16 protein-coding genes are annotated in these 18964 nt (G+C 66.3%); 7 read left to right on the top strand and 9 right to left on the bottom strand.

From position 1 onward, the window contains the following. Positions 1-5 precede the first annotated feature (5 nt). The 6 genes from mgtA to CBP34_RS02170 all read right to left on the bottom strand — a co-directional run bounded on the left by mgtA (position 6) and on the right by CBP34_RS02170 (position 6432). Positions 6-2564 carry a magnesium-translocating P-type ATPase gene (mgtA, locus tag CBP34_RS02190; protein ID WP_094097161.1) on the bottom strand — a complete coding sequence of 853 codons (2559 nt, stop codon included), beginning with the start codon at positions 2562-2564 and terminating at the stop codon, positions 6-8. 69 nt (positions 2565-2633) lie between these two features. Next, positions 2634-3080 carry a universal stress protein gene (locus CBP34_RS02185; protein ID WP_094097160.1) on the bottom strand — a complete coding sequence of 149 codons (447 nt, stop codon included), beginning with the start codon at positions 3078-3080 and terminating at the stop codon, positions 2634-2636. A 97-nt stretch (positions 3081-3177) separates the two neighbouring features. Further along, positions 3178-3645: a D-aminoacyl-tRNA deacylase gene (gene dtd / locus CBP34_RS02180; protein WP_094097159.1), complete on the bottom strand. Its 468-nt coding sequence runs from the start codon at positions 3643-3645 to the stop codon at positions 3178-3180. Continuing rightward, a complete protein-coding gene (dbpA, locus tag CBP34_RS02175; protein ID WP_094099022.1) occupies positions 3642-5051 on the bottom strand; it encodes an ATP-dependent RNA helicase DbpA in 1410 nt (469 codons plus the stop codon). Before dbpA ends, dtd begins: the two co-directional genes overlap by 4 nt. A gap of 101 nt (positions 5052-5152) precedes the next feature. Next, positions 5153-5500: a DUF4010 domain-containing protein gene (locus CBP34_RS20315; protein ID WP_335622264.1), complete on the bottom strand. Its 348-nt coding sequence runs from the start codon at positions 5498-5500 to the stop codon at positions 5153-5155. Then, positions 5428-6432 (bottom strand): MgtC/SapB family protein, encoded by a 1005-nt coding sequence (locus CBP34_RS02170; RefSeq protein WP_335622263.1) that lies wholly within the window; start codon positions 6430-6432, stop codon positions 5428-5430. The genes CBP34_RS20315 and CBP34_RS02170 overlap by 73 nt, the downstream gene beginning before the upstream one ends. A gap of 150 nt (positions 6433-6582) precedes the next feature. Here CBP34_RS02170 and CBP34_RS02165 point away from each other — a divergent pair, with 150 nt between their 5' ends. From CBP34_RS02165 to CBP34_RS02155, 3 genes are all read left to right on the top strand, one after another. Beyond that, complete coding sequence (locus tag CBP34_RS02165) at positions 6583-8646, top strand: putative bifunctional diguanylate cyclase/phosphodiesterase (RefSeq protein WP_094097158.1); 2064 nt, start codon at positions 6583-6585, stop codon at positions 8644-8646. Positions 8647-8713: 67 nt separating this feature from the next. Continuing rightward, positions 8714-10195: an AMP nucleosidase gene (locus CBP34_RS02160; RefSeq protein WP_094097157.1), complete on the top strand. Its 1482-nt coding sequence runs from the start codon at positions 8714-8716 to the stop codon at positions 10193-10195. A gap of 162 nt (positions 10196-10357) precedes the next feature. After that, entirely contained in the window at positions 10358-11299 is a 942-nt protein-coding gene (locus CBP34_RS02155; RefSeq protein WP_094099021.1) for an ATP-binding cassette domain-containing protein, read from the top strand. Between the two features lie 72 nt (positions 11300-11371). On the opposite strand, the gene purT is transcribed toward CBP34_RS02155, so the two are convergent. After that, a complete protein-coding gene (purT, locus tag CBP34_RS02150) occupies positions 11372-12574 on the bottom strand; it encodes a formate-dependent phosphoribosylglycinamide formyltransferase (protein WP_094099020.1) in 1203 nt (400 codons plus the stop codon). A 148-nt stretch (positions 12575-12722) separates the two neighbouring features. On the opposite strand from purT, the gene CBP34_RS02145 reads away from it, so the two are divergent. From CBP34_RS02145 to CBP34_RS02135, 3 genes are read left to right on the top strand one after another with little or no spacing between them, the layout of a single operon-like run. Beyond that, positions 12723-13562 (top strand): ABC transporter permease, encoded by an 840-nt coding sequence (locus CBP34_RS02145; protein ID WP_094097156.1) that lies wholly within the window; start codon positions 12723-12725, stop codon positions 13560-13562. A 10-nt stretch (positions 13563-13572) separates the two neighbouring features. Further along, positions 13573-14067, top strand: a complete 495-nt coding sequence (locus tag CBP34_RS02140; RefSeq protein WP_094097155.1) for a hypothetical protein — start codon at positions 13573-13575, stop codon at positions 14065-14067. Beyond that, on the top strand, positions 14064-15413 hold the full coding sequence (locus CBP34_RS02135) for a GAF domain-containing protein (RefSeq protein ID WP_094097154.1): 1350 nt from the start codon (positions 14064-14066) through the stop codon (positions 15411-15413). Before CBP34_RS02140 ends, CBP34_RS02135 begins: the two co-directional genes overlap by 4 nt. An 18-nt stretch (positions 15414-15431) precedes the next feature. Here CBP34_RS02135 and CBP34_RS02130 read toward each other — a convergent pair whose 3' ends face one another. Continuing rightward, entirely contained in the window at positions 15432-16169 is a 738-nt protein-coding gene (locus CBP34_RS02130; protein WP_094097153.1) for a hemerythrin domain-containing protein, read from the bottom strand. 188 nt (positions 16170-16357) lie between these two features. Continuing rightward, a complete protein-coding gene (locus tag CBP34_RS02125; RefSeq protein ID WP_094097152.1) occupies positions 16358-17947 on the bottom strand; it encodes a GMC family oxidoreductase in 1590 nt (529 codons plus the stop codon). Between the two features lie 116 nt (positions 17948-18063). On the opposite strand from CBP34_RS02125, the gene CBP34_RS02120 reads away from it, so the two are divergent. Beyond that, positions 18064-18912: a 3-hydroxybutyryl-CoA dehydrogenase gene (locus CBP34_RS02120; RefSeq protein WP_094097151.1), complete on the top strand. Its 849-nt coding sequence runs from the start codon at positions 18064-18066 to the stop codon at positions 18910-18912. Positions 18913-18964: the final 52 nt, after the last annotated feature.

Raw genomic sequence — 18964 nt, 5'->3', positions numbered from 1 at the left:
CCGGGCTAACGCCGCGGCGCCAGCGGGCGGGAGCGATCCGCCAGCGCGTAGGCCTTGAGCCACTGCGCACAGACCAGATAGCCCAGCACCAGCGCGCCCATGCCCGCCAGCATATCGGCGGGGGGCGCCACAAAACCGAACCAGGCGCCCACCGGCGTGAACGGCAGCGCCATGGCCACCAGCAAGGCGATGAGTGACGACGCCACCAGGGCCGGGTGCGCAAGATCGCGCCATGGCCGGGCGCGGGTGCGGATGATGAAGATCACCAGAATCTGCGTGGCCATCGACTCCATGAACCACAGCGTGCGAAATTCCTCGGGCGTGGCCTGAAACAGCCACAGCAGCCCACCGAACGTGGCCAGATCGAACAGCGACGACAGCGGCCCCATGGTGCCGGCAAAACGCAGCAAGCCCTGCATGTCCCACACCTGGGGTTGCGCAATGGCCTCGGGACGCACCGTGTCCAGCGGTATGCCGATTTCCGAAAAGTCGTACAGCAGGTTGTTCAGCAGGATCTGCGTGGGCAGCATGGGCAAGAACGGAAGGAACAGCGAGGCCACCGCCATCGACAGCATGTTGCCGAAGTTGGAGCTGGCACCCATGCGCACATATTTGAGGATGTTGACGAAAGTGCGCCGGCCCTCCTCCACGCCATCGGCCACCACCTCCAGGTCGGATGCCATCAAAATCATGTCGGCCGCTGCCTGGGCCACGCCACTGGCGCCTTCCACCGACAGCCCGACGTCGGCCACCTTGAGCGCGGGGGCGTCGTTGATGCCGTCGCCCAGGAAGCCCACCACTGCCCCACGCGACCGCAGCGCCCGCACAATGCGCGCCTTCTGGTCGGGTGCGAGGCGGCCATAGATGTCCACCGACTGCACCTGCACGGCCAGGGCATCGTCGGTGAGGGCGGCCAAATCAGCGCCGGTCAGCACCTGGTCGGCGCGCAAGCCCACCTGCCGCGCCAGCCGCTGCACCACGATGGGGTCGTCGCCCGACAGGATCTTCAGGCGCACGCCGGCCGCCGACAGCCGGGCAATGGCCGCCGCCGCCGTGGGCTTGGCCGGGTCGGCAAAGGCGCACAGGCCCTCCCAGACGAGGTCGGTCTCGTCGGCCACGGTCAGCGCTCGCGCAGCGCTGGCGCTGTCGGGCCTTTTGCGCGAGGCCACGGCCACCACGCGCAGCCCGTCCTGGGCCAGCGCATGCACCCGCGCCAGCCCCTGCGCCCGCCCGGCGTCGCCCAGGGGTTGCTCCGCGCCGCCCACGCGGTGGCGCATGCACAGGGCCAGCACCGCCTCGGGCGCGCCCTTGACGATCAGCAGGCGCCCGTCCGCCCCCTCGGCCCAGACGCTGCCGACGCGGCGGGTGAAATCGAACGCATGGCGCTGCAGCATCCTCCAGCCCTGCGCCGCCTCGGGGTGGCTGGCCAGCAGCGCCGCATCCAGCGCGCCCCGGTCGCCGCCCAGGCTGGCCGCAATGGCGCCCAGCCGGGCCGCCTGCGGATCGTCCTGTCCGGCGGCATCCAGGCTGCGCGACAGGGCAATCTCGGCACTGGTCAGCGTGCCGGTCTTGTCGGTGCACAGCACCGTCATGGCGCCCAGGTCATGAATGGCCGCCAGCCGCTTGACGATGACCTTGCGCCCCGCCATGCGCAAGGCGCCGCGCGACAACGTCACGGTGGTGATCATGGGCAGCAGCTCGGGCGTAAGCCCCACCGCCAGTGCCACCGCAAACATCAACGATTCGAGCACCGGGCGGCCAAACAGCATGTGCGTGGCCAGCACCACCACCACCAGCGCCAGCGTGAGGCGGGCGGTGATCAGGCCAAAGGCATGCATGTCGCGCTGGAAGGCCGACACCTCCTGCCCCTCGCCCAGCACGGCGGCGGCGGCGCCAAACAGCGTGTTGCGGCCGGTGCCCACCACCAGCGCCTGCGCCTCGCCCGTCTGCGCCACCGCGCCGCGAAACAGGGCATTGCTGGCCTCGCCCGGCGAGGTGGCGGTTACCACGCCGGGGCGCTTTTCCACGGGATAGGGCTCGCCGGTCAGGGCGGCTTCACCGGCCGTGAAGGCCTCGCTATCCATCACCAGGGCATCGGCGGCGATGATGTCGCCCGCGCGCACGCGCATCACGTCGCCAGGCACCACCTCTTCCACCGGCACCTGGCGAAACACGCCGCCCCGCAGCACCTCGGCACGCAGCGCCACAGACCGGCGCAGCATCTCGGCCGCACGATTGGCCCGCCCTTCCTGCACGGTGTCGAGCCCGATCGACAGGCCCAGAATGGTCACGATGATGCCGCCGCCCACGCCATCGCCCGTAACCACCGAGACCGCGCCAGCGCCCAGCAGGATCAGCGACAACGGCTCGCGCAGCCGCCGGCCGACCGCCGCCAGCAGCCCTTTGGCCTGCGGCGGGGCATCGGCGTTGGGCCCGTATTGCGCCAGCCGGGCCTGCGCATCAAGGTCGGTCAGACCCTCCGCCGTGCACTGCAACTGGGCGCACAGGGCCTGCGCAGACAGGGTCCAGAAACTCTGCGCAGATGCGCCAGAAGAAGGCGTCATGATGGAATGGTTTTGATGGCCCGGGAGCGAACCGGAAAGTGCTCGCCCAGTGGCCAACACACACGCTGATCAGGCGCCGCGCACCAGCAGCACCGGCACCGGCGACTGGCGCAGCACCTGCTCGGCATCGCTGCCCAGCAGCATCCGGCCCACGCCGCGCCGGCCATGGGTGCCCAGCACGATGAGCTGCGCGCCCCATTCCTTGGCTTTCGCGATGACCAGATCGCTCACACGCCCGGCGTAGCTTTCGTACAGCTCGGCCTCCACCGGAACGCCGGCCGCACGCACCCGGTTCTGGGCGTCCTGCAGCACGTCCTGGCCCGTCTTCTTGAGCGTGTCAAACACTTCCGCGGTCAGTGCCATGCTGGACTCGAAGCTCGTCATGAACGAGATTTCATCCACCACATGCAGCAACCGGATCGTCGAGCCCATCACCCGCGCCAGCGCAATGGCTTCTTGCAACCCTGTGAGCGAGGTGGCGCTGCCATCCACAGGAACCAGAATCTTTTCGTACATGGACAAATCCTCCGAAAAAACACATCGTAGCCCCGCACACCACCATCACCGTGACTGAAATGAAATCGCCGAAGGCGAGCACGAGTGGGAAGAGCGGCTACCCGGCAGCAGGCGCCACGCGCAGTGGAATCGTCACCGGTCCGTCGTTCACCAGGTGCACCTGCATGTCGGCCGCAAACCGGCCCGTGGCCACCTCGGGATGGGCAGCGCGGGCCTGTGCCACCAAGTAGTCATAAAGCCTGCGTCCCTCATCGGGGGCCGCCGACTGCGTGAAACTGGGGCGGTTGCCGCCCGTGGTGTCGGCCGCCAACGTGAACTGGCTGACCAGCAGCAGGCCGCCGGCCCCGCCCTGGCCGTCCAGGTCCTGCACGCTCTTGTTCATCTTGCCCGCGTCGTCGCTGAAGATGCGCAGCTTGAGCATCTTGGCCAGCAACTTGTCGGCCTCGGCCTCGGTGTCGCCCCGCTCGGCGCACACCAGTACCAGCAGGCCCGCGCCAATAGCGCCTACGACCTGCCCGTCCACCTCCACGCGCGCCTGCCGCACGCGCTGCAACAGGCTGATCATTCTTCGCCAGTCACCAGCCGCGCCTTGACGGCCTTGCCCTTGACGCGGCCCTGGTTCAGACGTTGTGCAGCCTGCGCGCCAATGGCGCGGTCCACCGCCACATAGGTTGAGAAATCGTTCACGTTGATCTTGCCGATCTGTTCGCGGGTGAAGCCCATCTCCCCGGTGAGTGCTCCCAGCACGTCACCCGCACGGATCTTCTCTTTGCGGCCGCCGATGATCTGGATGGTGACCATGGGCGGCACCAGGGGGCCGCTGCCCGTGGGCGTGAGTTCGGCCACGGGGAACCAGCGCGATTCGCGGCCCTGCAGCACTTCGATCTTGCCCACTGAGCCCATCTCGTCCATGCTGACCAGGTTGAGTGCCAGGCCTTCGGCGTCGCCCCGGCCCGTGCGGCCGATGCGGTGGATGTGCACCTCGGGGTCGGGCGTCACGTCCACATTGATGACGGCGGCCAGGTTGGCAATGTCCAGCCCGCGCGCCGCCACGTCGGTGGCCACGAGCACCGAGCAACTGCGGTTGGCAAACTGCACCAGCACCTGGTCGCGCTCGCGCTGCTCCAGCTCGCCATACAGCGCCAGTGCGCTGAAGCCCTGGGCCTGCAGCACGCCCACCAGGTCGCGGCACTGCTGCTTGGTGTTGCAAAACGCAATCGACGACTCTGGACGGAAGTGGTTGAGCAGCTGCGACACCGCGTGCAGGCGCTCGCTGTTCTTCACCTCGTACCAGCGCTGTTCGATCTTGCCCTCGGCATGCTGGGCCTGCACCGTGATCTGCACCGGCGTCTTCATGAACTGGGCGCTGAGCTTGGCGATACCTTCGGGGTAGGTGGCCGAGAACAGCAGGGTCTGGCGCTCTTTGGGACACTGCTTGGCAACCACAACGATGTCATCGAAGAAGCCCATGTCGAGCATGCGATCGGCTTCGTCGAGCACCAGGGTGTTCAGGGCTTCCAGACTCAGATGCTGGCGCGTGAGGTGGTCCATCACGCGGCCAGGCGTGCCGACCACGATGTGCGCGCCATGCTCCAGGCTCAGCGTTTGCGCGCGCAGCGGCACACCGCCGCACAAGGTCACGACCTTGATGTTTTCTTCGGCCCGCGCCAGGCGGCGGATTTCGGAGGTGACCTGGTCGGCCAGCTCGCGTGTGGGGCACAGCACCAGCGCCTGCACGGCAAAGCGGCGCGGGTTGAGGTTGGCCAGCAGCGCCAGGGCAAATGCGGCGGTCTTGCCGCTGCCCGTGCTGGCCTGGGCGATCAGGTCTTTGCCGAGCAAGGCGGGCGGCAGGCTGGCCGCCTGGATGGGCGTCATCTGCGTATAGCCCAGCTGCTGCAAATTGGCCAGCGTGGCGGGGCTCAGGGCCAGCGCGCTGAAATCAGTGCTGGCGGCGTTTTCTTTGGAGGTCATGGGGCGATTATCCGGTGCGCCCTTGTGCGCGGGCACGCCAGCGCACGCAGAGGGGGCCATAAAGCGCCGCAAGGTGTGCCGCTCCAACCTCACCCTGGGGGCTATTGCAGGGCAAACACGCCCACAAATGCCAGCGTGTGCGCCACGATACCTGGCGCCACGGCCAGCGCATAGCGCCAGCCCCCGCTGGCCAGTGCCACGGCACATTTGCTGCAGGCGTGCACCAGCAGCGCAGCCATCAGGGCCGAAGCAATGGCGGGCCCCGCCGCGCTGTCCGGGCCGCCCCGCACCAGCACCGCTGCGGTGGCTGCGTGCACATCCGCCAGCGCCGCCAGCAGGGCGCCTGCGAGCATGCCCGCGTCGCCTTGCCACGCCGTCAACAGATGCACCCCCACCTGAATACCCGTGAGCAAGGCCGCAATGAGCAAGGCATCGCGCAACTTGAACATGGGGGCATCGGGCAACACGCCGGGCACCGCCTCGGCATCAGGTGCAGACGCCAGCCGGTGCGCCGTGCCCCGCCCGCTCCACCATCCCAAAGCGGCCGCCACACACCCCCCGCCAGTGCGGGCAACCACAGCCGCGCCAGCCACTGCGGCTGTACGGTGGTGGCCACCACGGCGATCTGGACCATGGTGGCCACGCACGAAAGCACGGCAGCCCCCGCATGGGCACGCGGCGCGCCCCGCCCGGCGCGCACCTCCATGCCCAGACTGGCAATGGTGGCCGTGCTCGACACAAACCCAGACGCCAGCGCCGACAGCGCCAGCGCATGGCGTGCCTGCATCAGGCGCTTGGCCACATGCGCCAGCGACTGGATCACCAGCAGCACAATCACCAGACGCACCATCACCTGGGGGTTCAGCACCCCCTGCCACAGGGGTGTGTCCGGCGCCAATGGATACACCAGCAAGGCCAGCGCGGCCAAGATGAGCCCGCTGCGCACCTCGCCGGGCTGCAGCCACTGGTTGGCAAACTGGTGCAGCGTGTCCCGCAGCGCCAGCAGCCCGGTCACCACCACCGCCAGGGCTGCGGCCAGCAACTGATCGCGCGCGCAGGTCACTCCGATCAGGTAGGCCAGCAGCAGGGCGATCTCGGTGGTCACGCCCGGGTCGCCAGAGCGGTCCCGGGCATAGGCAACCACCGTCAGGGCCGCCACCAATGCCGCCCCAACCGCCATCAGTGCAGGAATTCCAGTCAGCGCGGCGGTGGCACCGCCGATGGCTGCCAGGGTGAACGACCGGACCCCGGCCAGCGCCCGGTCAGGCCCTGCCCCCTTGCGACGCTCCCGCTCGATGCCCATCAGCAAGCCGCATCCGGCCGCGCTCGCCAGCACGGCCAGCGCCGTAGAAAAATCTGCAAAATCCTGCATGGGGCTCATACACCTTTCTTTACAGACCCTGCAACATGGTGACAGAAATAGCACGGAGCAACCGGCACGCCGTGCCGCCCACCATGCGGAGTTGCCCTTAGGCTTCGCGTCAGGTCAATCGGCTATAACCGATGTAACTGGTGTAACCGGCACCCCAACATGCAAGAACTGACCACAGAAGCCTCCATTTCTGGTCCCCAGGGCTCCAGCGATGCGTTGCTGCGTCTCATCGCCGACTCCGTCCCGGCTCTGATGGCCTATTTCGACCTGCCCGGCCTGCGCTGCCAGTTTGCCAACCAGGGCTATGCCGCCTACAACGGGCATTCCGTCGCATCCATCGTGGGCCTGACCGTGCAGGAGGCCATTGGCAACAAGGCCTGGTTGGCCATACAGCCCTACATCGAGCGCTCGACCCGCGGGGAGCATGTGAAGTACATGCGCGAACAGACCATCCCCAGCGGAGAGTCCCGCATGATCGAGGTCAACCTGATCCCTCACTTCAGCCCGCAGAAACAACAACTGGGCTCGTTCGTGCTGATCACGGACATCACCGACCGCTGGCAAGCCGAGAGTACCGTGCGCCAGAGTGAAGAGCGCATGCGCAAATTCACCGAAATCACCGATGAAGCCATTCTCTTTCACCGCGACGGGCTGATCACTGACGGCAACGAAGCGTTGACGCGGCTTACGGGCTACACCCTGCCGGAAGTGATGGGCCTGTCGATCTTCAACTTCATCAGCCATGAGTGGCGGGCCGTGGCCTATGAGTACACGCGCTCGGGCCGCGAAGACCCCTATGAGGTGACCATTCGGCACAAGGACGGGCACGCCATCCCCGTCGAGGTGGTGGGCAAGACCATGCCGCAACTGCATTCCGACTACCGCGTGGTGGTGGTGCGCGACATCACGGCCCGCAAAGAGGCACAGGAGCGCGAAACCTTTCTGGCACTGCACGACACCCTGACCCAGCTGCCCAATCGCCGCTTTCTGATGGAACAGCTGGGCAAGGTGCTGTCGATGGCACGCCGGCGCAAGTTCATGGTGGCGGTGCTGTTCATCAACCTGGACCACTTCAAGACCGTCAACGATTCGCTGGGCCACCACGCTGGCGACCAGTTGCTGTGCGATGTGGCCGAACGCCTGCGCCACAGCGTGCGCGACACCGATCTGGTGGCACGGCTCAGCGGCGACGAATTCGTGGCGGTGCTGACCGACATCCACTCGCCCGAGGACGCCGCCCTGGTGGCCGACAAACTGCTTGATGCCATGCGCAGCGTCTTCACCGTGGACCACCTGCCGCTCACGATGTCGCCCTCCATCGGCATCAGCGTGTCTCCGGGCGACGACAACACCGCCGAAGGGCTGCTGCGCTGCGCCGACACGGCCATGCACTACGCCAAGGACAGTGGCCGGGGCAACCGGCAGTTCTACCAGCCCGGCATGAACGTGCGCGCCACCGACGTGCTGCACCAGGAGCGCCTGCTGCGCGAGGCCATCGCCAACAACGCGTTCGTGCTGCACTACCAGCCGCAGATCTCCCTGGCCGACGGCTCGCTGCAGGGCTTTGAGGCCCTGGTGCGCTGGCGCCACCCCGAGCGGGGCCTGGTGGGCCCGGACGAATTCATCACCTTCTCCGAATCGCGTGGGCTCATCACCCCGATTGGCCGCTGGGTCATGCACGAGGCCTGCCGCCAGCTCAAGGCCTGGCAGGACGAAGGCCTGGCCATGGTGCCGGTGGCCGTCAACCTGTCGGCGCTGGAGTTTCGCCAGCGCGACGTGGCCGGCGAAATAGCCGCCGTGCTGCATGCCACCGGGCTGGCACCGCGGTTCCTGGAAATCGAACTCACCGAATCGGTGCTGATGCACCACACGGGGCAGGTGCTGGAAACCCTCAACGCCATCAAGACGCTGGGCGTGGGCGTCACCATCGACGATTTCGGCACGGGCTATTCCTCGCTGGCCTACCTCAAGCGCTACCCCATCGACAAGCTCAAGATCGACCGGTCGTTCGTCATGGACACGCCGCAAAGCGCTGACGACGTGGCCATCGTCACCGCCATCATCCAGATGGGCCACAGCCTGCAGCTCAAGACCGTGGCCGAGGGCGTCGAAACGGCGAACCAGAAAGACCTACTGCACCGGCTGGGTTGCGACCTGGTGCAGGGCTTTCTGGTGTCGGCCCCGATGGATGCACAGGCCGCCCACCGCTGGCTGTCGCCCTAGGGCACCCAAACGCCTGCTGGCGCGCCGCTGTCACACGCTTCCCCGTGCGCATGTGGACAATAGGCCCATGCCCCAGATTCCCGACTTCATCGCCCCTACCCGCCACACCGACCCCGCCGACGCCCTGGCCCAGGTGCAGCGCATCTACCAGCAGCAGATCGGCCACCTGCGCGCCGCCATGCAGCGCTTTGTGGCCGGCGAAACGCCCGATGGCGCCGTGCGGGCGTTCTACCCGTTCGTTCGCGTGCACACCAGCACCGTGGCGCGCACCGACAGCAAGCTGGCCTATGGCTTTGTCGAGGGCCCAGGGCGTTTCGAGACCACGCTCACGCGGCCCGACCTGTTTGCCGGCTACTACGCCGAACAGTTCCGCCTGCTGCGCAACAGCCACAACGTCGAGCTGGAAGTGGGCACCAGCGCCCACCCTATCCCCATCCACTTCTCGTTTGCCGAACACGACCATGTGGAAGGCACCCTGACGCCCGAGCGCCGCATGCTGATGCGCGACCTGTTCGATTTGCCCGACCTGGCCGCCATGGACGACGGGATCGCCAACGGCACGCACCAGCACCGCCCGGGCGAGGCGCTGCCGCTGTCGCTGTTCACCGCGCCGCGCGTGGATTATTCGCTGCACCGCCTGCGCCACTACACGGGCACGCAGCCCGAGTGGTTCCAGAACTTCGTGCTGTTCACCAACTACCAGTTCTACATCGACGAATTCGTGCGCCTGGGCCATGCCGAAATGGCCAAGCCCGACAGCGAATACATCGCCTTCATCGAGCCCGGCAACGTGGTCACGCGCCGCACCAGCCTGCCCGCCCAGACCGGCGACGAACTGGGCGCACCACCACCGCGCCTGCCGCAGATGCCGGCCTACCACCTGGTGCGCGCCGACCGCAGCGGCATCAGCATGGTGAACATCGGCGTGGGCCCGGCCAACGCCAAGACCATCACCGACCACATCGCCGTGCTGCGCCCGCACGCCTGGCTGATGCTGGGCCACTGCGCCGGCCTGCGCAACAGCCAGCAGCTGGGCGACTACGTGCTGGCCCACGCCTATGTGCGCGAAGACCATGTGCTCGATGAAGACCTGCCGCTATGGGTGCCCATCCCGGCGCTGGCCGAAATCCAGGTGGCGCTGGAACAGGCCGTTGCCGACGTCACCCAGATGGGCCGCGACGAGCTCAAGCGCATCATGCGCACCGGCACCGTGGCCAGCACCGACAACCGCAACTGGGAGCTGCTGCCCGACAACACCCCGCAGCGCCGCTTCAGCCAGAGCCGCGCCGTGGCGCTGGACATGGAAAGCGCCACCATCGCGGCCAACGGCTTTCGCTTTCGCGTGCCCTACGGCACCCTGCTGTGCGTGAGCGACAAGCCCCTGCACGGCGAGATCAAGCTGCCCGGCATGGCCAACCATTTCTACCGCGAGCGCGTGGACCAGCATTTGCGCATCGGCATGCGCGCCGTCGAAATACTGCGCACCGGCGGCGTGCACCGCCTGCACAGCCGCAAGCTGCGCAGCTTTGCCGAGGTGGCTTTCCAGTAAGCCGCGCGGGGCGCTGGCACCACCGGTAAAAACTTCATTTTTGATAGCTGTTCGCGCTTGCACAGCAAGCGCCAGGCGGGTATTTGCCACCAAATTTTCGCGGCATACACCGGCGCCCCGCCACTGCGCCCAGGTGCCCGCCAGATCGCACACAATCAGTCCATGACGGACCTCTTCGCAGCCTCGCAGCTGAGCAAACGCTACGGCGACACCCCGGTGGTCAACGAGGTGTCGTTCACCATTGCCCCGGGCGAATGCCTGGGCGTGATCGGCCCCAATGGTGCCGGCAAGACCACCACGATCCGCATGTGCCTGGGGCACACCGCGCCCGACAGCGGCAGCGTGCAATTCTTCCCCGGGGACGGCGCGGCCCCGCTGCACATGCCCCGCGATGCCCTGGCCATCAAGGCGCAGCTGGGCGTGGTCACACAGTTCGATACGCTGGACCCCGACTTCACCTGCGCGGAAAACCTGCGCGTGTTCGGCCGCTACTTTGGCCTGAAGGGTGCGGTGATGGACGAGCGCGTGCCCCGCCTGCTCGAATTTGCGGCCCTTACCCACAAGGCCAACGCCAAGCCCGGTGAGCTGTCGGGCGGCATGAAACGGCGCCTGTCGCTGGCCCGCGCGCTGGTCAACGACCCGCGCCTGCTGCTGCTCGACGAGCCCACCACGGGCCTGGACCCGCAGGCCCGCCACCTGATGTGGGAGCGCCTGCAACGATTGCTGCAGCAGGGCAAATCCATCTTGCTCACCACCCATTTCATGGACGAGGCCGAGCGCCTGTGCTCGCGCCTGCTGGTGCTGGACCATGGCAGGAAGATCACCGAAGGCCGCCCGCGCGAGCTGATTGCCCGGCACCTGGAGCCCGACGTGGTCGAGGTGTATGGCGTGGGCGCCATCGCCCTGGCCCAGGACGAAGCCCTGCGCGCGCTGGCCGCCCGCGTGGAGGTCAGCGGCGAGACCGTTTTTTTCTACACCCAGAACACCCAGCCCCTGCTGCAGGCGCTGGGGCGCCATGGCCATCTGCGCACGCTGCACCGGCCGGCCAACCTGGAAGATTTATTCCTCAAGCTCACCGGGCGGCAGATCCGCGAAGACGGTTGAACGCGCGAAATTTGCTCACCAAATCATAGCTATTAGCGCTTACCCAATAAGCGCTAGCGGCTTTTTTGATACTCAAACCTGGCGTGGCCGCACCTTGCTGGCCGCCAGCTTGGCATTGGCGCGCGCCGTATCCACATCGCCCGCGCGCGCCAGCGCCACGCCCATGCGGCGCTTGGCAAAGCTCTCGGGCTTGCCGAACAGGCGCAGATCGGTGCCGGGCACGCGCAGCGCCTCTTCCACACCATCAAACACGATGCCCACGGCGTCCACGCCGCCGTAGATGACCGCGCTGGCGCCGGGGTTGCGCAGGCTGGTGTCCACCGGCAGGCCCAGGATGGCCCGGGCGTGCAGCTCGAACTCGCTCTGGTGCTGGGTGCACAGCGTGACCAGGCCCGTGTCGTGCGGGCGCGGGCTCACTTCGCTGAACCAGACCTGCTCGCCCTTGACGAACAGTTCCACGCCAAACAAGCCCTGGCCACCGAGGTTGTCCGTCACGGCCTTTGCGATCTGACGTGATTTTTCGAGCGCGGCGGGGTGCATGGGGTGCGGCTGCCAGCTTTCCACATAGTCGCCGCTCACCTGCACATGGCCGATGGGGTCGCAGAAATGGGTCTCGATCTGGCCCTCGGCGCCCAAGGCCCGCACGGTGAGCTGGGTGATTTCGTAGTCGAAGTCGATGAAGCCTTCGACGATCACGCGGCCGTGGCTCACGCGGCCACCGGCCATGGCAGTGTCCCAGGCTTTTTGCACATCGGCCGGACCGTCGATCTTGCTCTGGCCTTTGCCCGAGCTGCTCATCACCGGTTTGACGATGCAGGGGTAGCCAATCCCTGCGTCAATGGCGGTCTGCAGTTCATCGAGTGAATTGCAGAACTTGTAAGGGCTGGTGGGCAGGCCCAGCGTTTCGGCGGCCAGCACGCGAATGCCTTCGCGGTCCATGGTCAGACGTGCAGCGCGGGCCGTAGGGATCACGCGCACGGCGCCGGCGGCTTCCAGCTCTTCGAGCATGGGGGTGGCGATGGCCTCGATCTCGGGCACCACCAGGTGGGGACGCTCGGCCTCGATCAGGGCCTTGAGCTGCGCCGGGTCGCTCATGGTGATGGTGTGGCTGTGGTGGGACACCTGCTGGCCGGGGGCGTTGTCGTAGCGGTCCACCGCAATCGTTTCCACGCCCAGGCGCTGCAGCGCAATCAGCACCTCCTTTCCCAGCTCGCCCGAGCCCAGCAGCATGACTTTGGTGGCATGGGGCGACAGGGGGGTTCCAAGGGTAGTCATGGCGGGCATTTCAAAAAGGTGGAAGGAAAATCGGGGCAACGGACGCGATGGACGCGCACCGGTCACACGTTGATGGCGACTTTAAGCGATGGTCGTAACGCTCTGCAGGGGGCTGTCCTCCAGACGGCCAACATCGCACAATAAGTGCATGTCCACCACCGTCCCATCCGCCCCGGCCACTGCTGGCCCGCTTCCTCCATCCGTGTGGCGTGCGCCCAGCCTTTCAACCCGTTGGTGGCCGGTGTTTTTGCGCAATCTGCTGGTGTGGCGCAAGCTGGCCATTCCCAGCCTGGTGGGCAATATTGCCGAACCACTGATGTGGCTGGTGGCCTTTGGCTACGGCATGGGCGCGCTGGTGGGGCAGCTGCATGTGGGCGGGCAGACGGTGCCCTACATCCTGTTCCTGGCCAGCGGCTCGATCTGCATGAGCGCCATGAACGCGGCGAGCTTCGAGGCACTGTATTCGGCGTTTTCGCGCATGCATGTGCAAAAAACCTGGGACGGCATCATGAATGCCCCTATCAGCCTCGATGACGTGGTGCTGGCCGAGATGTTGTGGGCCGCGTTCAAGGCACTGTTCACCGTGACCGCCATCCTGGGGGTGATGCTGGCGCTCTCTATCAGCCACAGCCCCAAATTGCTGGTGGCCTGGCCGGTGCTGCTGTTCGTGGGCATCATGTTCTCCAGCATCGCCCTCATCTTCAACGCGCTGGCCAAGGGCTACGATTTTTTCACCTATTACTTCACGCTGGTGCTCACGCCCATGATGTTCCTGTCGGGGGTGTTCTTCCCGCGCGAACAGCTGCCGCCCATCGTGCGCGCCATCTCCGACTGGTTGCCGCTGACCAATGCGGTCGAGCTGGTGCGGCCGCTGTTCATGGACCAATGGCCCGACAACGCGTTGCGCCACGCTCTGGTGCTGGTGGTCACCACCGTGGTGGCTTTCTGGGTGGCGCTGGCGCTTACGCGCAAACGCTTCAAGGCCTGATGGCACTGCCATGACGCATCCGGCACTACTGGACCCCGACCGCATTGCCATGGTGGCCAAGGGCGTGTCGGCCATCGTGGCCTCCCGCAATGCGGGTTTGCGGCCGAGCGTGATGCGCGCCGTGGGCAGCCACATCCGCGCAGATGGAGGCCGGGTGACCGTGTTCCTGCGCCGCAGCCAGTCTGTGCAATTGCTGCGCGATATTGAAAGCACCGGTCAAATTGCCGTGGTCTTCAGCGAGCCCTCTACCCACCGCACCCTGCAGCTCAAGGCACCGCAAGCGCAGGTGCGCCCGGCCGTGCCCGATGACCTGCCGCAGCTGCAGGCCTACCTGCGTTCCATGCAGAACGAAGTGGGACAAGTGGGCTACGGTCCGGCCTATGTGGCCGCCATGCTGGCCGCCCCACTGGCCGATCTGGTGGCAGTGGAATTCACTCCCACGGCCGCATTCGACCAGACCCCCGGGCCTCGCGCTGGCCAACCCGTTAAGCCGTTGCAGCCATGAGCGCGATTTCCCTGCACGCAATCCGCCCTTGCCTGGAAGGAGCCATTCCCGCCGTCATGTCCACCTGCTCCCCCGATGGGACGCCCAATGTCGCCTACATCTCGCAAGTGGTCTATGTGGATGCCGGCCACGTGGCACTGTCATACCAGTTCTTCAACAAGACGCGCCAGAACATCCTGAGCAATCCGTGGGCGTCGGTGCTGGTGCTGGACCCCGTCACCGCGCGGTTCTACCGGCTGCACCTTCACTACCAGCACACCGAAACCGCAGGCCCGGTGTTCGAGAGCATGCGGGCTCAGCTGGCCGGAATTGCATCGCACACGGGCATGGCTGGCGTTTTTGAACTCCGGGGCGCGGACATCTACGCTGTCGAGCATATTGACGAAGTGCCGGGCGAGGGACTGGATGCACCCGCCCCCCGGCCTGGCCTGTTGCACGCATTGCGGCTGTGCGGCGAGCGCCTGGCGCGCTGCACGGCGCTCGACAGCCTGCTGCAGACCACACTCGGCGCGCTGCAGGAGCACCTCGGAATTCGCCACGCCATGGTCCTGATGCTGGACCCCAGCGCGCAGCGGCTTTACACCGTGGCCAGCTGCGGCTACCGCACCTCGGGGGTGGGCTCCGAGATACAGCTGGGCCATGGCGTGATCGGCGTGGCGGCGCGCGAGCAGACACCTGTGCGCATCTCACACATGACCCACGCCGCACTCTACAGTCACGCCATCCGCACGAGCCTGACCGAAGCGCACCACGCTGGGGCCGCACTGCCCGGCATGGACATCCCGTACCCGGGCCTGGCGCAGCCCCACAGCCAGATCGCCGTTCCGATCATCTCCGCCGGACATCTGCTGGGCGTTCTGTTCGCAGAAAGCCCGCTCGACCTGCAGTTCAACTTTGAAGACGAGGACATGCTTGTGGCCATTGCGGGTCAGCTGGGCGCCGCCATCGACCTGCTCCAGGCGACCACCGACAGCCCCGAGGTTGCCAGCCCCGCGCCCGCCGCCCCTGTGGTCAGCGGAGCCCCGCTGCGGATCCGCCACTTTGCGGCCAATGACAGCGTTTTCATCAACGATGACTACCTCATCAAGGGCGTGGCGGGGGCCATTTTCTGGAAGCTGCTGCGCGACAACGCCAGCCAGGGCCGGGTGGACTTCTCCAACCGCGAATTGCGGCTGGATCCGATGATTCGGCTGCCGGATGTTGCTGACAATCTTGAGGCCAGGTTGCTTTTGCTGCAGCGCCGCCTGCAGGAGCACTGCCCGCATGTTCGCATCGAGAAAACCGGGCGGGGGCGCTTTCGCCTGTGCCTGGAGCGGCCCATCGTGCTCGAAGACATGCCTGCGTGATCCCGCCGCTCTCGGCCTTCAATGCACCAGACCCGGAGCGGGCGCCATTCCAAGGCCCCGCATCAGCTTGCCCCACTCGGCTTGCGTGAGGTGCGGCTGCACCGTGTTCAGCACCGCAGCGAAGGCGGGTGCGGGTGCATGCTGGCGCATGTCGGCCAGCATGGCAACGCGCTCTGCGGGCGCCATGAAGGGAACGAGCCAGCGCACCACCACCATCATTTCCCCGGCGGGAATGGAGGCCACGAGGGCATCATGCACACCCATGAGTTCCTCATCGCTGTAGTGGGTCCACAGCACATCGTTGTGCACGGTTTCCTCCTGGTGCATGTGCTCGAAGTTATGGGCCACAAACAATGCCAGCTGGCGATAGAGCGCCTGGGCCGCGGCGGGCCGTGCCACGCGGGCGCAGGCCTGCAGGTGCACGATGCTGGCCGACAGCGCTGCGATGGCCTGCTCGTGTTCGGCATGCTCCGCTTCGACGGCAGCGCTGGCGCCCGGCGCCCGTGCATCCATGGCCCTGTGCACAAAGGCGTTTTCGTGGTGCAGGTGTGAGCGGCAAAAGTCCAGCAGCTGCATCACGCGTTCGCTGGCCTGGGCGAATTCAAGGTCGTCATCCACATCCATGCGCCCCAGTCCCAGCAGGGTGTCGGCCATGAAGGCACGCATGGCCTTGTGAATGCCCGCATACATATCCATGCGGGGAGCGCCTGGCTGGGCGCTGGCGATTTCAGCAATTTCGCGGGGGTCGATTTTCATCACGTTCTTTCCTGGCCTTCGGAGCCAAATACGGTGCCATGTCGAGTGGCATCGGGCCGGCTGCACCCTGCATCCGTAACCGTGAAAGAAGTCTAGAAAAACCCGCAGCTTTTGCCCGTTAAAAATCGCTTACGCAGATCTGAAAGATTTCTTAAATTCCCGTCCAGTACGCCTTGGCGTGGCCAGCTTTACGCTGCCGCGCGCAAAAAATCCACCGCCTTTTCGGCAATCATGACAACCGGCGCGTTGGTGTTGCCGCTGACGATGCGCGGCATGATGGACGCATCCACCACCCGCAACCGCTGCATGCCATGCACACGCAGCTGGGCATCCACCACGTCCAGCGTCCCCGGCCCCATGCGGCAGGTGCCCACGGGGTGGTAGATGGTGTCGGCGTACTGGCGGATGAACTGCTCAATCTGCGCATCGGTCTTGGCACTGGCCGACGCAGCCTGCTCCTTGGCCCCAAACTGGGCCAGCGCCGGCTGCTGCAGGATGGCGCGCATACGCCTGACGCCCCGCACCATGCGCACCATGTCGTCGGGATCGCTCAAAAACTGCGGGTCCACCAGCGGCAGCTGCAGGGGGTCATTGCTGGCCAGCGCCACCGTGCCGCGGCTGCGCGGCTGCAGCAGGCAGACATGGGAGGAATAGCCATGGCCCAGCACCGTCTTGCGGCCATGGTCCAAGAGCTTGCCGATGACGAAATGCAGTTGCAGATCGGGCGCCGGTTCGGACGGATCGCTCTTGATGAAGCCCCCCGCCTCAGCGAAGTTGGTGGTGAGCATGCCGGTACGGGTGCGGCGCCACTCCAGCATGCCGCGTGCCACGTTCACCATTCCCCGCGGCGACAGCCCGAACAGATCCGTCAGGCCCGGTGCATCCATCACCTGCACCACATCCGGGTGGTCATGCAAATGTTGGCCCACGCCGGGCAAGTCGTGCTGCACCGCAATGCCGTGGCGCTGCAGTTGCGCCCCCGGCCCAATGCCCGACAGCATGAGCAGCTGCGGCGACAGCAGCGCGCCCGCGCTCAGCAGCACTTCGCGCGCGGCCTTGAGCTGGTGCAGCTGGCCGCCCTGGCGGTATTCCACGCCCACGGCCCGCCGCCCTTCCAGCAGCACCCGCGTGGCATGCGCCTGCGTGATGACGCGCAGGTTGGGGCGGCCCAGGTGCGGGGTGAGATAGCCCTTGGCCACGCTATGGCGCTCGCCGTTCTTGTGCGTAACCTGGTAAATGCCCACGCCTTCTTGCGTGGCGCCATTGAAATCGGGGTTGTGCGGAAAGCCGGCCTGCACGCCCGCCTCGGTGAACAGCTGGCTGAAGCGGTTGGGGGCGCGCAGGTCGGCCACGTTCAGGGGGCCGCCCTTGCCATGCCATTCATCCCGCAGGCGCTCGTTGTTTTCGGCGCGCAGGAAATAGGGCCTGACATCGTTCCATGCCCAGCCGGGGTTGCCCTGCTGGGCCCAATGGTCGTAGTCGGCAGGCTGGCCGCGCACATAGATCATGGCATTGATGGAGCTGGAGCCGCCCAGCACCTTGCCGCGCGGCTGGTAGCCCTGGCGGCCATTGAGCCCTGGCTGCGGCGTGGTGTTCTGCCCCCAGCCATTGAGCTCGAACTTGGCCATCACGGCCAGCCCGGCAGGGCAATGGATGAAAACGCTTTGATCGGCGGGCCCCGCCTCCAGCAGGCACACGCGCACGGCGGGGTCCTCTGTCAGCCGCCCCGCCAGCACCGAGCCGGCCGATCCCCCACCAATCACGATGTAGTCAAACATGGTTCCCTTGTCTCTCCCGCCATTCGATGCAGCGGTGTGTCGGCACGATAACCGAACGGACATGCGATCCAATTACCATGTCGGTTACTTTTTTCACTTCCAAGAGGGTTCTCTCCATGACGATTCAAACCGTTGGCATCATTGGCGCTGGCACCATGGGCAATGGCATCGCGCAGGCCTGTGCCGTGTCGGGCATTAACGTGGTGATGGTGGACATTTCCGACGCCGCAGTGCAAAAAGGGCTGGCCACGGTGGCGGGCAGCCTGGACCGCCTGATCAAGAAGGAAAAGATCACGGCCGCCGACAAGGAAACCGCGCTGGCGCGCATCAAGGTCTCCACCAGCTACGACGACCTGAAGGCTGCACAGCTCGTCATCGAGGCCGCCACCGAAAACTACGAACTCAAGCTCAAGATCCTCAAGCAGGTCGATGGCATCGTCGGCCCCGACGTGATCATTGCCTCCAACACCTCGTCGATCTCCATCACCAAGCTTGCCGCCGCCACCAGCCGGGCCGACAAGTTCATCGGCATGCACTTCTTCAACCCCGTGCCCATGATGGCGCTGGTGGAGATCATCCGCGGCCTGCAGACCAGCGACGCCACGCACGACGCCGTGAAAGCCATGGCCGTGGCGCTGGGCAAGAGCCCGATCACCGTGAAGAATGCCCCGGGCTTTGTGGTCAACCGCATCCTGGTGCCCATGATCAACGAGGCTTTCTTCGTGCTGGCCGAAGGTCTGGCCACGCCGGAAGACATTGACGCCGGCATGAAGCTGGGCTGCAACCAGCCCATTGGCCCACTGGCCCTGGCCGACATGGTGGGCCTGGACGTGTGCCTGGCCGTGATGGACGTGTACCTGGCCGAGTTTGGCGACAGCAAGTACCGCGCCTGTCCGCTGCTGCGCGAAATGGTGGCCGCCGGTCGCCTGGGCCGCAAGACCGGCCGCGGCGTCTACAGCTACTGAGCAAGGCGGCAACGCCAGGGACAAAACGAGGCGCCCGAGGGCGCCTTTTTCC

It is taken from the genome of Acidovorax carolinensis, from assembly GCF_002157145.1.
In the GTDB taxonomy this organism is placed as follows: Bacteria; Pseudomonadota; Gammaproteobacteria; order Burkholderiales; family Burkholderiaceae_C; genus Acidovorax; species Acidovorax carolinensis.
This window is presented reverse-complemented; position numbering and strand designations above follow the sequence as displayed.

Coding starts and splice junctions, on each gene's coding strand:
- dtd (WP_094097159.1), bottom strand. CDS start 3,645: ATGATCAGCCTGTTGCAGCGCGTGCGGCAGGCGCGCGTGGAGGTGGAC.
- mgtA (WP_094097161.1), bottom strand. CDS start 2,564: ATGACGCCTTCTTCTGGCGCATCTGCGCAGAGTTTCTGGACCCTGTCT.
- CBP34_RS02165 (WP_094097158.1), top strand. CDS start 6,583: ATGCAAGAACTGACCACAGAAGCCTCCATTTCTGGTCCCCAGGGCTCC.
- CBP34_RS02170 (WP_335622263.1), bottom strand. CDS start 6,432: ATGAGCCCCATGCAGGATTTTGCAGATTTTTCTACGGCGCTGGCCGTG.
- CBP34_RS02140 (WP_094097155.1), top strand. CDS start 13,573: ATGACGCATCCGGCACTACTGGACCCCGACCGCATTGCCATGGTGGCC.
- CBP34_RS02160 (WP_094097157.1), top strand. CDS start 8,714: ATGCCCCAGATTCCCGACTTCATCGCCCCTACCCGCCACACCGACCCC.
- CBP34_RS20315 (WP_335622264.1), bottom strand. CDS start 5,500: ATGTTCAAGTTGCGCGATGCCTTGCTCATTGCGGCCTTGCTCACGGGT.
- CBP34_RS02135 (WP_094097154.1), top strand. CDS start 14,064: ATGAGCGCGATTTCCCTGCACGCAATCCGCCCTTGCCTGGAAGGAGCC.
- CBP34_RS02185 (WP_094097160.1), bottom strand. CDS start 3,080: ATGTACGAAAAGATTCTGGTTCCTGTGGATGGCAGCGCCACCTCGCTC.
- dbpA (WP_094099022.1), bottom strand. CDS start 5,051: ATGACCTCCAAAGAAAACGCCGCCAGCACTGATTTCAGCGCGCTGGCC.
- CBP34_RS02125 (WP_094097152.1), bottom strand. CDS start 17,947: ATGTTTGACTACATCGTGATTGGTGGGGGATCGGCCGGCTCGGTGCTG.
- CBP34_RS02120 (WP_094097151.1), top strand. CDS start 18,064: ATGACGATTCAAACCGTTGGCATCATTGGCGCTGGCACCATGGGCAAT.
- CBP34_RS02130 (WP_094097153.1), bottom strand. CDS start 16,169: ATGAAAATCGACCCCCGCGAAATTGCTGAAATCGCCAGCGCCCAGCCA.
- purT (WP_094099020.1), bottom strand. CDS start 12,574: ATGACTACCCTTGGAACCCCCCTGTCGCCCCATGCCACCAAAGTCATG.
- CBP34_RS02145 (WP_094097156.1), top strand. CDS start 12,723: ATGTCCACCACCGTCCCATCCGCCCCGGCCACTGCTGGCCCGCTTCCT.
- CBP34_RS02155 (WP_094099021.1), top strand. CDS start 10,358: ATGACGGACCTCTTCGCAGCCTCGCAGCTGAGCAAACGCTACGGCGAC.